General features: G+C 61.4%; 14 protein-coding genes and 1 tRNA gene. 7 read left to right on the forward strand and 8 right to left on the reverse strand.

What is annotated here, in order from left to right; all coding sequences use genetic code 11:
* The first annotated feature begins 43 nt into the window (after nucleotides 1–43).
* The 4 genes from pdhA to AC4HNJ_RS05970 all read left to right on the forward strand — a co-directional run bounded on the left by pdhA (nucleotide 44) and on the right by AC4HNJ_RS05970 (nucleotide 4,199).
* A complete protein-coding gene (gene pdhA / locus AC4HNJ_RS05955) occupies nucleotides 44–1,129 on the forward strand; it encodes a pyruvate dehydrogenase (acetyl-transferring) E1 component subunit alpha (RefSeq protein WP_490478629.1) in 1,086 nt (361 codons plus the stop codon).
* A gap of 3 nt (nucleotides 1,130–1,132) precedes the next feature.
* The gene (locus AC4HNJ_RS05960; RefSeq protein WP_490478630.1) at nucleotides 1,133–2,113 is read left to right on the forward strand and encodes an alpha-ketoacid dehydrogenase subunit beta; all 981 of its coding nucleotides are present in this window, start codon (nucleotides 1,133–1,135) and stop codon (nucleotides 2,111–2,113) included.
* 165 nt (nucleotides 2,114–2,278) lie between these two features.
* Nucleotides 2,279–3,658, forward strand: coding sequence for a dihydrolipoamide acetyltransferase family protein (locus tag AC4HNJ_RS05965; RefSeq protein WP_490478631.1), 1,380 nt, complete (start codon nucleotides 2,279–2,281; stop codon nucleotides 3,656–3,658).
* Between the two features lie 139 nt (nucleotides 3,659–3,797).
* Nucleotides 3,798–4,199 (forward strand): VOC family protein, encoded by a 402-nt coding sequence (locus tag AC4HNJ_RS05970; protein ID WP_490478632.1) that lies wholly within the window; start codon nucleotides 3,798–3,800, stop codon nucleotides 4,197–4,199.
* On the opposite strand, the gene AC4HNJ_RS05975 is transcribed toward AC4HNJ_RS05970, so the two are convergent.
* Complete coding sequence (locus AC4HNJ_RS05975; protein ID WP_490478633.1) at nucleotides 4,200–5,582, reverse strand: sensor histidine kinase; 1,383 nt, start codon at nucleotides 5,580–5,582, stop codon at nucleotides 4,200–4,202.
* Nucleotides 5,579–6,274: a response regulator gene (locus tag AC4HNJ_RS05980; RefSeq protein WP_490478634.1), complete on the reverse strand. Its 696-nt coding sequence runs from the start codon at nucleotides 6,272–6,274 to the stop codon at nucleotides 5,579–5,581. Before AC4HNJ_RS05980 ends, AC4HNJ_RS05975 begins: the two co-directional genes overlap by 4 nt.
* 177 nt (nucleotides 6,275–6,451) lie before the next feature.
* Between AC4HNJ_RS05980 and AC4HNJ_RS05985 the strand changes: the two genes are divergently transcribed.
* Both AC4HNJ_RS05985 and AC4HNJ_RS05990 read left to right on the forward strand, forming a co-directional pair.
* Nucleotides 6,452–6,973: a Spy/CpxP family protein refolding chaperone gene (locus AC4HNJ_RS05985; protein ID WP_490478635.1), complete on the forward strand. Its 522-nt coding sequence runs from the start codon at nucleotides 6,452–6,454 to the stop codon at nucleotides 6,971–6,973.
* A gap of 336 nt (nucleotides 6,974–7,309) precedes the next feature.
* Nucleotides 7,310–7,729 (forward strand): BON domain-containing protein, encoded by a 420-nt coding sequence (locus AC4HNJ_RS05990; RefSeq protein WP_490478636.1) that lies wholly within the window; start codon nucleotides 7,310–7,312, stop codon nucleotides 7,727–7,729.
* Nucleotides 7,730–7,790: 61 nt separating this feature from the next.
* Here the strand turns inward: AC4HNJ_RS05990 and AC4HNJ_RS05995 are convergent, their stop codons facing one another.
* The 6 genes from AC4HNJ_RS05995 to AC4HNJ_RS06020 all read right to left on the reverse strand — a co-directional run bounded on the left by AC4HNJ_RS05995 (nucleotide 7,791) and on the right by AC4HNJ_RS06020 (nucleotide 13,076).
* Complete coding sequence (locus AC4HNJ_RS05995; RefSeq protein WP_490478637.1) at nucleotides 7,791–9,164, reverse strand: tryptophan--tRNA ligase; 1,374 nt, start codon at nucleotides 9,162–9,164, stop codon at nucleotides 7,791–7,793.
* A gap of 95 nt (nucleotides 9,165–9,259) precedes the next feature.
* Nucleotides 9,260–10,183 (reverse strand): arginase, encoded by a 924-nt coding sequence (gene rocF, locus AC4HNJ_RS06000; RefSeq protein WP_490478638.1) that lies wholly within the window; start codon nucleotides 10,181–10,183, stop codon nucleotides 9,260–9,262.
* Between the two features lie 288 nt (nucleotides 10,184–10,471).
* Nucleotides 10,472–10,547 (reverse strand) — tRNA-Thr (locus AC4HNJ_RS06005).
* 46 nt (nucleotides 10,548–10,593) lie between these two features.
* Nucleotides 10,594–11,319, reverse strand: coding sequence for an SPOR domain-containing protein (locus AC4HNJ_RS06010; RefSeq protein WP_490478639.1), 726 nt, complete (start codon nucleotides 11,317–11,319; stop codon nucleotides 10,594–10,596).
* A 30-nt stretch (nucleotides 11,320–11,349) separates the two neighbouring features.
* A complete protein-coding gene (locus AC4HNJ_RS06015) occupies nucleotides 11,350–12,108 on the reverse strand; it encodes a type III pantothenate kinase (RefSeq protein WP_490478640.1) in 759 nt (252 codons plus the stop codon).
* A complete protein-coding gene (locus AC4HNJ_RS06020; RefSeq protein WP_490478641.1) occupies nucleotides 12,105–13,076 on the reverse strand; it encodes a biotin--[acetyl-CoA-carboxylase] ligase in 972 nt (323 codons plus the stop codon). The genes AC4HNJ_RS06015 and AC4HNJ_RS06020 overlap by 4 nt, the downstream gene beginning before the upstream one ends.
* A gap of 176 nt (nucleotides 13,077–13,252) precedes the next feature.
* Between AC4HNJ_RS06020 and AC4HNJ_RS06025 the strand changes: the two genes are divergently transcribed.
* Nucleotides 13,253–13,621, forward strand: a complete 369-nt coding sequence (locus tag AC4HNJ_RS06025; RefSeq protein WP_490478642.1) for a hypothetical protein — start codon at nucleotides 13,253–13,255, stop codon at nucleotides 13,619–13,621.
* Nucleotides 13,622–13,638: the final 17 nt, after the last annotated feature.

Consider the following 13,638-nt stretch of genomic DNA (forward strand, 5'->3'; position numbering starts at 1 on the left):
CCTCCCCCGCAGCGTTTCCCCCTACCCCATCCGGGAGCGAGTCGTGTCCATCGCCGCCAAGTTCGAAATTGAATATCTGCAATACCTCGATGCCGAAGGCAAACAGGTTCGTGATGACCTGCCTGAATTCGCCAAAGACCTCGATCACATGGTCGAGCTGTACAAACTGATGATGTCCACCCGCGTGTTCGACACCAAGTCGGTGGCCTTGCAACGCACCGGCAAACTCGGCACCTATGCAAGCTGCCTCGGTCACGAAGCCGCGCACGTAGGCATCGGCAGCGCCATGAAGCCGGAAGACGTGCTGGCACCCAGCTATCGCGAATACGGTGCACAACTCTATCGCGGCGTGCAGCCGCGCGAGGTGTACATGTACTGGGGTGGCGACGAACGCGGCAACGATTACCAGAACGAACCCGCACGCCACGACTTCGCGTGGTCGGTGCCGATCGCCACGCAATGCCTGCATGCTGCAGGTTCTGCGCTGGCCTTCAAGATTCGCAACGAGAAGCGCGTTGCGGTGTGCACGATCGGTGACGGCGGTTCGTCGAAGGGTGATTTCTACGGTGCCATCAACATCGCTGGCGCGCAAAACCTGCCGATGGTCGCGGCGATCGTGAACAATCAGTGGGCGATCTCGGTTCCGCGCAAGATCCAGTCCGGTGCGCCGACGCTGGCACAGAAAGGCATCGCTGCCGGTCTCTACTGCATCCAGGTTGATGGCAACGACATCATCGCCGTGCGCAAGGCCATGGAAGACGCGCTTGAACGCGCGCGTTCCGGCCAGGGCGGCAGCGTGCTGGAACTGGTCACCTATCGCCTGAGCGATCACACCACTGCCGATGATGCACGCCGCTACCGCGGTGAGCAGGAAGTGAAAGATGCCTGGGCGAAAGAGCCCATGAAGCGCCTGCGCAACTGGCTGGTTGCCAAGAAAGTGTGGGACGACAAGAAAGAAGAAGCCTGGAAAGCCGAGTGCGACGATTGGATGGATAACGAGGTAAATGCCTACCTCGAAACCAAAACCCAGCCGGTCACGGCGATGTTCGACTACACCTTCGCCGACGTTCCGGCCGATCTCGCCAAGCAACGCGATCTCGCAATCTCGCTCGACAAGAAGGCGCACTAAGTCATGGCACAAATCACTCTTATCGAAGCCGTTACCCAGGCGCTGGCTTATGAGATGGCACATGACGACAGCGTCGTCGTGCTGGGTGAAGACGTTGGCGTGAACGGCGGCGTGTTCCGCGCCACCCAAGGTCTGCAGGAAAAATTCGGCGAATTGCGCGTGCTCGACACGCCGCTGGACGAAACCACCATCGCCGGCGTCACCGTCGGTCTCGCCGCACAAGGCATGAAGCCGGTAGCCGAAGCGCAGTTCGAAGGCTTCATCTACCCGATGATGGAACAGATCGCCTGCCACGCCGCGCGTCTGCGCAACCGCACGCGCGGTCGCATCACCGTGCCGGCCGTGTGGCGTGCACCGTGGGGCGGCGGTATTCGCGCGCCGGAACATCATTCCGAAGCCAACGAACACCTGTTCACCAACATCCCAGGCCTGCGTGTGGTGATGCCGTCATCGCCTGCACGCGCTTACGGCTTGCTGCTGGCAGCGATTCGCGATCCCGATCCGGTGATGTTCTTCGAACCCAAGCGCATCTATCGCCAATACAAGGAAGAAGTGCCGGACGACGGCGAAGCGTTGCCGCTCGACGTGTGCTTTGTACTTCGCGACGGCACCGACGTCACCATCGTGACCTGGGGTGCGCAGGTAAAAGAAGCGCTGGAAGCCGCCGACGCACTGGCCGAAGAGGGCATCAGCGCCGAAGTGATCGACGTCGCCACGCTTACGCCATTGGATTTCGACACCATCGCCGAATCGGTGCAGAAAACCGGTCGCTGCGTGATCGTGCACGAAGCACCCAAGACCGCCGGCTTCGGCGCGGAAATCGCCGCACGCATCGCCGAGGAATGCTTGTACGACCTGCTTGCACCGGTTGAGCGCGTGACCGGCTGGGATACGCACATTCCGCTGTTCCGTCTGGAGATGAAATATCTGCCGAGTACGGAACGCGTGGTGGAAGCTGCCAAGCGTACGCTGGCGGCAAGCTGATGCTCTTAGCACCTCCTCCTGCTCGGCAGGGGGAGGTGGGGAAGGGCTAGCTCCCCACGAAACGCAGGATTCCGTTTTGTGACGGCTACGCCCACCCCAACCCTCCCCTGTTGCATGCAAGGGAGGGAGCCCATAACGAATCATCTACTTTTCGGAACTCCGAACATGGCCGACATCAAGACGTTCTACCTGCCGGACCTCGGCGAGGGCCTGCCCGACGCCACCATCGTCGAGTGGCATGTGAAGGAAGGCGACACCATCAAGCTCGACGCTCCACTGGTATCGATGGAAACCGCGAAGGCCGTCGTCGACGTACCATCCCCCTACACCGGCAAAGTCACCACGCTGCACGGCGCCGCCGGCGACGTAATCGAAACCGGCGCGGCATTGGCGGAATTCGAGCCGGATCCGAACGCCAAGCAGCGTGCGGAAGCCGAGGCTACCGGCCACCATCACGGCCCCAAGAAAGCAGCCGCTGCCGAGCCCAAGAAAGTCGTCGCCTCCGACGAGGGTGGCGAGATCGAGGCCGGCAACGGTAAGGCCGAACGCGAAGATGAAGGCACCGTGGTCGGTGCCATGATCAGCGGCAGCCACGTGCACGTCGAACAGGCCTCCAGCGTGGGCGGCGTCAAGGCCGTTCCGGCGGTGCGCGCGCTTGCGAAGAAATTGAAAGTCGACATCACCCGCGTGCGCGGTACCGGTGCCGATGGTGTCGTCACTATGCAAGACGTCAAGAACGCCGCAGCAAACGGCACCGCCGCGCTTGGCGCAGCGCCTGCCCGCGCTGCTGTGCCCTCGTCCGCTGGCCGTCACCTTGCACCTGAACTGCCGCAGCCGGAACCGGCAAGAACGCCCGTATCGCTCGCCGGCAAGCCGGTGCGCACCGCGCCACCCAGCGTGCAGGCCAGCGGTCAACCGGATCAGCTCAAGGGCGTCCGCCGCAACATGGCCCGCGTGATGGCCGATGCCCACGCCAACGTGGTGCCCACCACGCTGGTGGACGACGCCGATCTGCACGCATGGATCGGCAAGCAAGACATCACCGCACGCCTGATCCGCGCCATCGTCGCCGCCTGCAAGACCGTGCCTGCACTCAACGCATGGTTCGATGGCAAGAACCTCACCCGCACATTGCATCCGCATGTGGATATCGGCATTGCCGTGGATACCGATGACGGCCTGTTCGTCCCGGCGCTACGCAACGCTGACGTGCTCGACGGGGCGGGCATTCGTGCCGGTATCCAACGTCTGCGTGCGCAGGTGGAGGACCGCACGATTCCTTCGTCGGAACTCAGCGGCTACACCATCAGCCTGTCCAACTTCGGCATGTTTGCAGGCCGCTATGCCACCCCTGTGGTGGTGCCACCCTGTGTGGCGATCATTGGCGCCGGCAAGCTCAGCCACGACGTGGTGGCAGTAATGGGCGGCATCGAAGTGCATCGCCGCATGCCGATCAGCCTCACCTTCGATCACCGGGCCGCGACCGGCGGCGAGGCGGCGCGCTTCCTCAAAGCCTTGCTGGACGATCTCTCGCTACCGAACTGATGCTTGGGAACCTCGAAAAAGCGCTCCTCGGAGCGCTTTTTCCTTTGCCTAGGGAATCACCTCATGTAGCGACGCACTTTCTACACCGTTACCGCCACACTATTGCAAGCACACTGCTGCACTATCTGAGGAGCACGCCATGCACCACAGCCGGCTCAGTACGCTTGTCCTCGATTGTCAGTCCGACCTGCGCGAAGCCGCTGCATTCTGGAGCGCGGCGCTGGGCAAATCCATCGCTAACATGGATGTCGACGGTGACGGCAATTACGCCGAACTGCAGACCGCCGACGATGAGCCCATCGTGCTGCTGCAAAAGGTTGATCACCCCAGTCGTGTCCATCTGGATATCGAAACGGACGACCTGGAAGCCGAGGCCTTGCGCCTTGAAAACCTCGGTGCAAAACGCATCGCTTTCGTGCACGAACGATGGTGGGTGATGCAGGCACCCAGCGGCCACCGCTTCTGCATCGTGCGCAGGCAGCGCGCAGAGTTCGGCCCGCACTTGAATCGCTGGGATGGACGTCCTTCCGATGCGCAATGATCAGGCGAGTGCAGACGGCTCGCTGGCCGGCCAACGCATCGTCACTTCCAAGCCTCCACCTTCCGCATTTTTCGCGTTCACCTCGCCGCCATGCACTTGCACGATGCGCTGCACGATGGCCAGGCCAAGCCCATGGCCTTTGGCATGGATCGCATTGGTGCCTCGAAAAAACGGGCGAAACAACAGCTCAATTTCCTGTTCAGGCACACCGGGGCCGTGGTCACGAACACGTAACTCCGCATACCGTTGCAGGTGATCAACACTCAGCTGAACTCGCCCATCTGCCGGGCTGAATTTGATGGCGTTGGCGATCACGTTGTCGAGTGCGCGCTCCAGGAGAATGCGGCTGCCTTGCACCTTTACCGGCTCGCTCCCCGACAACTGCAACTGTACGCCGCGTGCCTCCGCTTCGATGCGTGCCGCATCCAACCGGTCTTCCGCCAGCTCTCTCAGATCGACCGACTCACGCACCATGCCAGGCAAGCCGGCTTCCAGACGCGATAGCGCCAGCATCTCTGTCGTCATGTGATCCATGCGCACAATCTCCTGCTCAGCCTGCCGAAAATGTCGTGCGGCAGCATCGGCGTCAGGCGCGTGTTGGGCAAGATCGAGGATCAGATGCAGACGTGCCAGCGGCGAGCGCAGTTCATGGGAAAGATCCTGCAGAACGCCGCGATCATGCGTTACCAGGATCTCGATCCGCTCAGCCATGGCATTGAAATCCCGCGCCAACTGGCCGAGTTCATCATGCTTGCTGCTCCAGCGCCCGTCCACTCGCGTAGCAAAAGCCCCAGAGGCCATTTTGCGCGTGGCATCCCGCATCGCTTCGACCGGTCGCGACACGCTACGCGCGACCCACCAGCCAATGATGCCGATCGCCAACAACGACAGCGCCAACTGGATGCCAAACAAAATCTTTTCCCGCGTGCGCGGAGGTATACGTGTTCGCGAACTGCTTACGGCCACCAGCTGGCGCAGATGCCCGTCATCCCCTGTCACCGGTTGCACGGCGACGTAGAAGCCCGGCCATGGATTGAGGGTGATGTCGCGCCCCGATGCCAACCAGTCGGGAAGCGAATGGCGGATCGGCGAAGGCAGGCGTATCTCGCGCAAGGGCTCGCCATTTTCGTACAACGTAGCCTCCACGCCCTGCTCGCGCTGCTGCCTGACCCAGGCATCCAGACCGTCCATACCACCGTCTTCATAAGCCGCATCGGCCGCCTGCGCCATGGCTGGCCAATCAAAACCTTGATGCATCGAGTACGCGATAAAGCTACGCGTCAACAAACTTCCCAGCACTAGCACCAGCAGGTTGGCGATGCAGAAAAAAAACAGCAGCCGCCAAAAAAGAGGACTGCGAAAGGGGCTTTTGAAGGTGGTCATGGCGAACTACCGCCGTGCGGTAGCAGCACGTAACCTGCGCCACGCACGGATTCAATGCGCGGCGACTGTGCCGATGCCTCCGCGAGCTTGTGGCGAAGCCGGCTGACATGCACGTCGATGCTGCGATCGAAACGCTCCAGTTCGCGCCCCAGTGCGACGCGTGTCAACGACACTTTATCGAGCACTTCGCCAGCACGCTGCACCAGCATCAGCAGCAAGGCGAATTCGGCTCCGGTGAGATTGAGCTCTTGTTCGCCGGCGTAGGCCTTGCGTTCTCCAGGCAGCAAGCGAAGTACGCCAGTGGTCAACACGCCGGCTCCTTCCACGGTATGCCGGCGCAGCTGCGCACGCACACGGGCAAGCAATTCACGCGGCAGGCAAGGCTTGGAGAGATAGTCGTCCGCGCCAAGTTCCAGGCCGATGACGCGATCCACGGGCTCGCCGCGGCCGGACAACATGATGACTGGCAATCGATGCTGCGCGCGCAATTCACGCAAGGTATCCAGGCCGCTGCGACCCGGCAGCATCACGTCGAGAATCAGCAGGTCCGGCCTGCTGGACGGATCGCGCAAGTAAGTGAGCACCGCGTCGCCATCATGCACGACGTCCACCTGCAGGCCTTCCCTACGCAAGTATTCGGCAAGCAGCGCGCACAATTCACGATCGTCATCACCAATCAGTATCCGAGACATGCGGCGGGAACAGGCAGGCAAAAAAGCTGTATCTACTATCGCACGCTCCACCGTCATGCGCCTTGCGTGAAGCGCCGACGCGCCAGCTTTACCCTTCTTTACATGCCGGCAAAGATCTTAAACGTGCCCTTGCTTTCCAATAGTCACCAACACCCCCTCACCAAGCAGGAGCCTGCTATGCGCAAGACCATGACCCTTTCGATCATCCTGGCCGCGGCCCTCGGCTGCTCTGCCCTGGCGCTGGCTGCCCCGGGCGGACAGGCCGGTGGCCCTGGATTCGGAGGCGGCTGGCAGCACCACGGCCACTTCGACCGCGGAATGTTCGCGCTCCATGGATTGAATCTCACTGACGCCCAGAAGGCATCGATCAAGCAAATCGTTCAGCAGAGCTTTGCCCAGCTGAAGCCGCAGATGCAGGCGGTACGCCAGCAGCGTCAGGCATTCGAAGCGCTCTCGCCGAGCTCGTCCGACTATCAGTCGGCGGCAGCCAGCCTCGCCCAGGCCGAAGCTAACCTGACCAGCGCCCGCATTACCGCCCGCGCCGCGGTGACCGCCCAGATCTATAACACCGTGCTGACCAGCAGCCAGCAGAGCCAGCTGGCCAGCCGCAAGGCTGCCTTCGAGGCACGCAAGGCACAGTGGCAGCAGTTCAAGGCGCAGCACCCCGTGCAACCGGGCACCGCAGGCTCCGCCCAGTAAGCCAAGCCATAAAAAATCGGGTCGGTCGGATCTAAGCGGACGTTCCGACCCGGACAAAGCTGAGCGATCGCTGCTGCATCGGCGATCGCTTTTTTATGGCGCAGGCATGCCCGCTCAGCCGCGAACGAACATCGTCGCCCCTCCAGCGCAACAGCCAGCAAACATCGCATTCGCGATATCGCCACGTCACTGAACGAATGCAGCATCGTGCAAGATTTTCCAACGTTGCTTTCACGCGCTGCCTGTTGCCATGTAGCTGCGGATCGATCGTGATGCGCCTGCCTGTGCGATAGCTGTCGTCGACACGCACGCAGTCAATAGCTCAAGGAGATTGCCATGCGTCGTACCCCCTTTCTACGCAAATCCCTGATCGTCGCCGGTGTCATGGCAGCCTTTGCTGCCGTGCCCTGTTCGTTGATGGCACAGGGTGCGTCTTTGTCCGGCATGCAGCCAGTGCAAAGTTCCATGCCATCGAACAGTGCCTCGGACAACGAAACGGTACCAGGTAAAGTGGATGATTCCTGGATCACCACCAAGGTGAAATCCAAGTTCGCTGCTGCGAAGGGCGTCAAGGCATCTGACATTTCAGTCAGTACGACGGATGGCGCAGTCACGCTGACCGGCACCGCCACGTCCACTGCAGAAAAAAATCGCGCTATTCACATCGCCAAAAGGGTAAAAGGCGTAAAAAGCGTCGATGCATCAGGGCTGACAGTGAATTCGTCAGGCTCCATGCCTTCCTCCAACGGGAAGTAATGATTCAGCAGGCCAGCCGGGTCGGATGATTTATTCAGGGTGTCCGACCCGGCGACAAGGGTTAGTCGGCTTTTTCTTGAGCCGCCAGTAAATCGAGCGCTTCCCGCAGATAGGCGTGCGCCTTCGCGCGTACCGATTCGTCCGCGTAGTCTGGCGTGGTGGCGACTGTCACGCCATCCAGTTCCAGCGTAAGTGCATGCGACATCTCACGCAATTCGGCCGCACTGCCGCCCAGCAATTTCAGCCGCTTTTGCACCATGCCGGCTTCTTTCGGGTCCTTGAACGCTTTGGACAGCAATAGCTCTGCCCCGTCGGATGAAAACAAGCGGAAACGGAAGCTGCCATCGGCATCACGAAAACTGGCAAGACGCGGCGGACGTGCCGCCTTCGTCGACGACTGCATATCGCCGCCCCCCTCAACGAGAGACAACATCGAGCGCAAACCGATTGCATCGCGTACCGCTGCCACCTTGGGTGACGCGATACTGCGCGCCTTGCGTGCGCCGTCCTGCAAAATGTCCTCGATAACGGCAGGGCGTGCGATCAGTTCTTCGTAGCGTTCCCGCATGGGAGCGATGTCGGTTTCGATGCGCTCGAACAACACCTGCTTGGCCTCACCCCAGCTCATGCCCTCTTCCAAGGCACGACGGAAAGCATCGCTTTCGGCTTCGCTGGCAAAAGCACGGAAGGTGGTAAAAAGAGAGGAGCTATCCGCATCCTTCGGTTCCCCGGGCAGGCGCGAGTCGGTGACAATACGCATGATCGTTTCGCGCAGCTGCTTTGCACCACCGGCAAACAGCGGAATGGTGTTGTCGTAGCTCTTGGACATCTTGCGGCCGTCCAGCCCCGGCAAGGTGGCGACTTGCTCCTCGATCGCTGCCTCAGGCAATACAAAAAACTCGTGCCCATACGTGTGATTGAATCGCTGGGCGATATCGCGCGCCATCTCGATGTGCTGGATCTGATCACGCCCGACCGGTACCTGCTGCGCATCGAAAGCAAGAATGTCGGCCGCCATCAACACGGGATACATGTACAAGCCGGCGGTAACTCCCGCATCCGGATCCTCGCCGGCCTCTACATTCTTATCGACCGAAGCCTTGTAGGCGTGCGCGCGATTGAGCAGTCCCTTGGCTGTCATACAGGTCAGGAACCAGGTCAGCTCGGGGATCTCGGGAATATCGGACTGCCGATAGAACGTGACGCGCTCCGGATCCAATCCCGAAGCTAGCCACGTGGCCGCAATTTCCAGACGCGAGCGTGCGATACGCGCCGGATCCTGGCTCTTGATCAGTGCGTGATAGTCCGCCAGGAAAAAGAACGCATCGACATCATGACGCCGGCTGGCTGCGATGGCGGGACGAATCGCACCGACGTAGTTGCCCAGATGCGGCGTACCCGTGGTGGTAATGCCTGTAAGAACGCGAGTTTGCATGCGATGAAATCGAAGTCAGAAAGGTGCAAAAAGAAAAGACGGTGGACCGTCCTGCCCGGAACGGAGATCTTCCATCCGCGACGCAGTCTACGGACTCAATCCGGCTCACGCATCAAGGTCGATTTGCCGAACAGCGACTCCACCAGCTCCACCGCCAGCCTGGCCGTGCGATTACGCTTGTCGTAAGCAGGATTCAATTCAACGATGTCCAACGATGCCATGCGGCCGGTATCGGCGATCATCTCCATGCACAGCTGCGCCTCGCGATAGGTCGGGCCGCCGCGCACCGTCGTGCCGACACCCGGCGCAATCGATGGATCGAGAAAATCCACGTCGAAGCTCACGTGCAGGTGTGTGTTCGCATCGATGCCATCGAGTGCTTCTTCCATCGTGCGCTTCATGCCGACCTCGTCGATATGGCGCATGTCATAGATATCCATCTTCGCTTCGCGCACCAACCGTTTTTCGCCTTCGTCGACCGACCGAATGCCGATCTGGCGGAACACATCCGGCGTAACGGCAGGCGTATGCGAGCCGATATCGATCAGCTCGCGTGGACCGTTGCCGCACAGGCACGCTACCGGCATCCCGTGAATATTGCCCGAGGGCGTCACATGCGAGGTGTTGAAGTCAGCATGCGCGTCGAGCCAAAGCACACGCAGCTTACGTTCCTGCTCCCGGCAATGACGCGCTACCGCGCTGATCGAACCGATGGCGAGGCTATGATCGCCGCCTAGCATGATCGGCACACGACCAGCCTGCAGTTCTTGATGAATCGCCGCGTGCACAGCGACGTTCCAGGCAACCACTTCAGGTAAATGGCGATAACCATTCTCCGGCGGCTGCCAGGGGTTCATTGGACCGTGAAGATTACCGCGATCAATGACATCCACGCCGCGACGCCGCAACTTCTCGGCAAGCTGCGCCACGCGCAGAGCCTCGGGCCCCATCGAGGCGCCACGATGCCCGGCCCCGATATCAGTCGGCACGCCGATCAATGCAACCATCTGCTTTTTCATACCGCTTTTGCTCATGACGATACGTCCTTCATCGCACAAGTGTAGCCGCTTGCTTCTTTCCGGGCGCAATGAGGTCCATCAGGCACGGCAAGGAAAAGCGCGCGCCGATGAATTACACAACAGCGAATAGGCCCTTGGCTTCATCGAGCGCGAAAGAAGGCGGACGTGGTGAATAACGCACGTGCCGACAGCAGGACGTGCGGAACTGCCGATAGCATGATGCAAAGGCCACGCCTTCGCCGACGTCGACCTGGCAGGGCTATCCGCCCTGAGCCGAGGCGATGAAACTGGTGCCGACAGTCTGACTCGAACAGACGACCTACCGCTTACAAGGCGGTTGCTCTACCAACTGAGCTATGCCGGCGAGAAGAGATAGATTCTAGCAGGCCGGCGCGCGGATATGCCCAGTCTCAGAAACAGGCCGTGCTGTGCGAGCCGATGGCCGGGTCGCGGATACGGCTGCGCCAATCGAAGTGGTGACTGTCGATTGGGATCAGGTCCAGCCAGTATTCCGGCACGGTCTCGGTGCGCTCGCTCAGCTGCGCGGGAAAGCCCGCCGCAACGATTTCATCGCGACGCTTATGTGCGTTGGCCGGATCCTTGAACAGGCCCAGGGACACGGTGTTCTGGTTGTCGCCGGCGCTGATGACAAAGAAGTCCTGGATATTGTGCGCACTAAGCTGACGCGCCTGCGCCAGAGCCGCCGCGTGATTCGAGCTGGGCGGCAGATGTACCCACCATCCACGCATCTCCGTGGTCTGCTCCTGCCTTGCGCGCGTACGTTGCACTTGCGAGCTAAGCGCATTGCGCGCGATCCGCAAATCCTCCTGCGTCGCAAAGGGCCCCAGCGCCATGCAGGCATAACTGAGCGCGCTGGCACTGGGTGCCGTAATCGCTGGCGCGTCCGAACTCGCGCGCGCCGGTGCTGGTGCCGGAGAGGACGTTGCGGATGACGGCACAATCGGCGCCGCATGCGCCGTGGTCGTGGCGGGCGGCAATTCCGATAGCAGCCTGAGCTTGGGTATGCCCGGATCGGTGGCGAAGCTGCCATGTGCATCGTTCTGGCCCAAGAGCAGCCAGGCACCTACGGCGATATTCAGGGCAATCAGGAGGACAAAGAGCAAGCGCAGGAACATGGGCATCCAGCGTTGAGGGCACCGATTATTTTAGGAGGAGAAACACTGTGGATACGCGCGTGCCCATACAAGCAGGCCACGCAGCACGCTATCCGGGGCGAGTTCGGCGGAAATACCAAGCAGCTGCAGCATGGCATCGGCATCACCCCCATCCAGCAACAGATTCCATTCGACGTCCTCGGCCTGCTCGCTGACGTTTGCCGCAAAACGCTCGATCAAAGCCGCTGCAGCTTGCCAGCATCCCGAGGTCACGGCATCCGCCGTGTTGTCCGCCATATTGCGTATGGCACCGGATCGATCCGGCCGGATGCGCGCGGTTGCGCCAAACAGCGAGTGCTCCATCAGCAGCGGACCCGGCGCAATCAAGCCGCCAAGGTGTTGCCCATCTTCCGTCAATGCATCGAGAGTCAGCGCCGTACCGATACCTGCAAGCACGCACGGCGTCTGCCCGGCCGCGCGTGCCGCGACCATGGCCAGAAACCGATCTACGCCTAATCGTTGCGGTTCAGCGTACGCATTGCGCACGCCGCATGCCTCGGCCGGCGTGCGCACCCATTCGATCTTTTTCGCGAACACTTCGCCGACCAGATGCTCAAGGTCCCGCTCACGCGTCTCATCCACCACCGAAGCACCCAGCACGCGGCGTGGCGGCTCCAGGTTCTGCCATGCCTGCGCCAGTGCATGACGCACGTCTTCCCCCCACATGACGGCACCCCGTGCAACCCACACGTCGGCCAGTGAAAAGGCCCACTTCAATCGTGTATTGCCGAGATCGAGCAGCAGTGTCATACCCGTCGCACCGTGACGTCAGCACTTTCGATACTTTGCACGCCCGCCTCCGTCTGTAAGCGCAGGGCGCCGCGTGCGTCGATGCCAGCGCCCACCCCATCGCATTCACCCGCCGCGCTACTGATCCGAAGCGACGCTCCCTTCAAGGCGTCGTGCTTGGCGTATTCATCCACAAACGCGCCGAAGCCATCGCGCTCGAATTGGGTCAAGCCTTCGATCAGGCTGGCGATCAAAGCGCCGGCAGCGCGATTGCGATCGGGCGGCATACCATGGGCAAGGGTCGCCAGATCGCAAATAGGCTGGCCAGCTTGCTCACGCAGCGCCTCGGTCAGGCGCAGGTTTAGCCCAATACCGATGACTGCCGCGCAGGGCCCCTGATATTCGCCGCTCAGCTCGACCAGGATGCCCGCCAGCTTGCCCCCTTCTGCCATTACGTCATTGGGCCACTTCAGACGGGCTCCGGCAATATCCAGGGCATGCAGGGCTCGCAGCACGATGACGCCAATCGACAACGATAGTCCGGACAGCGACGCGAACCCGGCGTCGAAACGCTTGAGGCACGACACATAAAGGTTCAACCCCGGCGGGGAAAGCCAGGTCCTGCCCCGCCTTCCTCGCCCGGCCGTCTGCGTTTCGGCCATCACGATGCTCAGATCGGGAGCGGCGTGGCCACGACGCTGGAGTTCGCTGGAGGTGGAATCCAGCTCCCAGTAGACATCCAGGCCGCCAAGACGCCGGGCGATAACAGGCGACAAAGCCGCCCGGATGACTTGCTCGTCCAGCATCTGGATGGGCCAGGGCAGCCGGTAGCCGGCGGCACCGACAGCTTCGATTGGTACGCCGCGATGACGCAGGGCTTCGATCTGTTTCCAGATGGCGGCGCGAGTCACGCCTGTCCCGGTAGCCAGCCGGGCACCGGAAAGCGGCTCCCCCGGGGCCAGGGCGGCCAGAAGCTGCTGTGGCTGCATGATCTCAGCAGTCCGAAAGATGGCCGTGGAAGCGCGGCCAGATAAGGGCGATGGCAGGAGGAAGAAGCATCCCGCAATTCTACCGGTTGCCGGTCGCGGACGAGGGCACTGGTATCTCGGCGGCCTTTCTGGGACTATCCATAAGATAGGCATTATGCCTTGGGGGCTTTATCGCCATGCGTGCAACGCCATTACTGCTCGGATACATGCTGAGTCTCGGGGCCATCGCCAATGCGGCGGCCGCGGGCAGCGTGGCGGGCGGCGGTAGCGCCAACGTGGGCTCCAGCTACAGTTCTACCAGCACCCACCCTGCCGACCACAACAGCAGCCGCGATACGTCTTCCTCGAGCGGAGACGTGCTGAACGTTCCGCATAGCGGCAACGCCTCGTCCTCCTCATCCAGCGACCATAGCGGCAATTCCAGCGGCGGGGACGAGAGCGCCGTCCATTTCGGCGGTGGCAGTGTAGATTCCACACCCGATGGTTCGTCCCACGGCGCTTCCGGGCTCAGCTGGCAATCGCTGCTCCCTGGCTCGATCCAGTAATCCGGGCCTTATCCTTT

Source organism: Dyella sp. SYSU CM1112, from assembly GCF_058216415.1.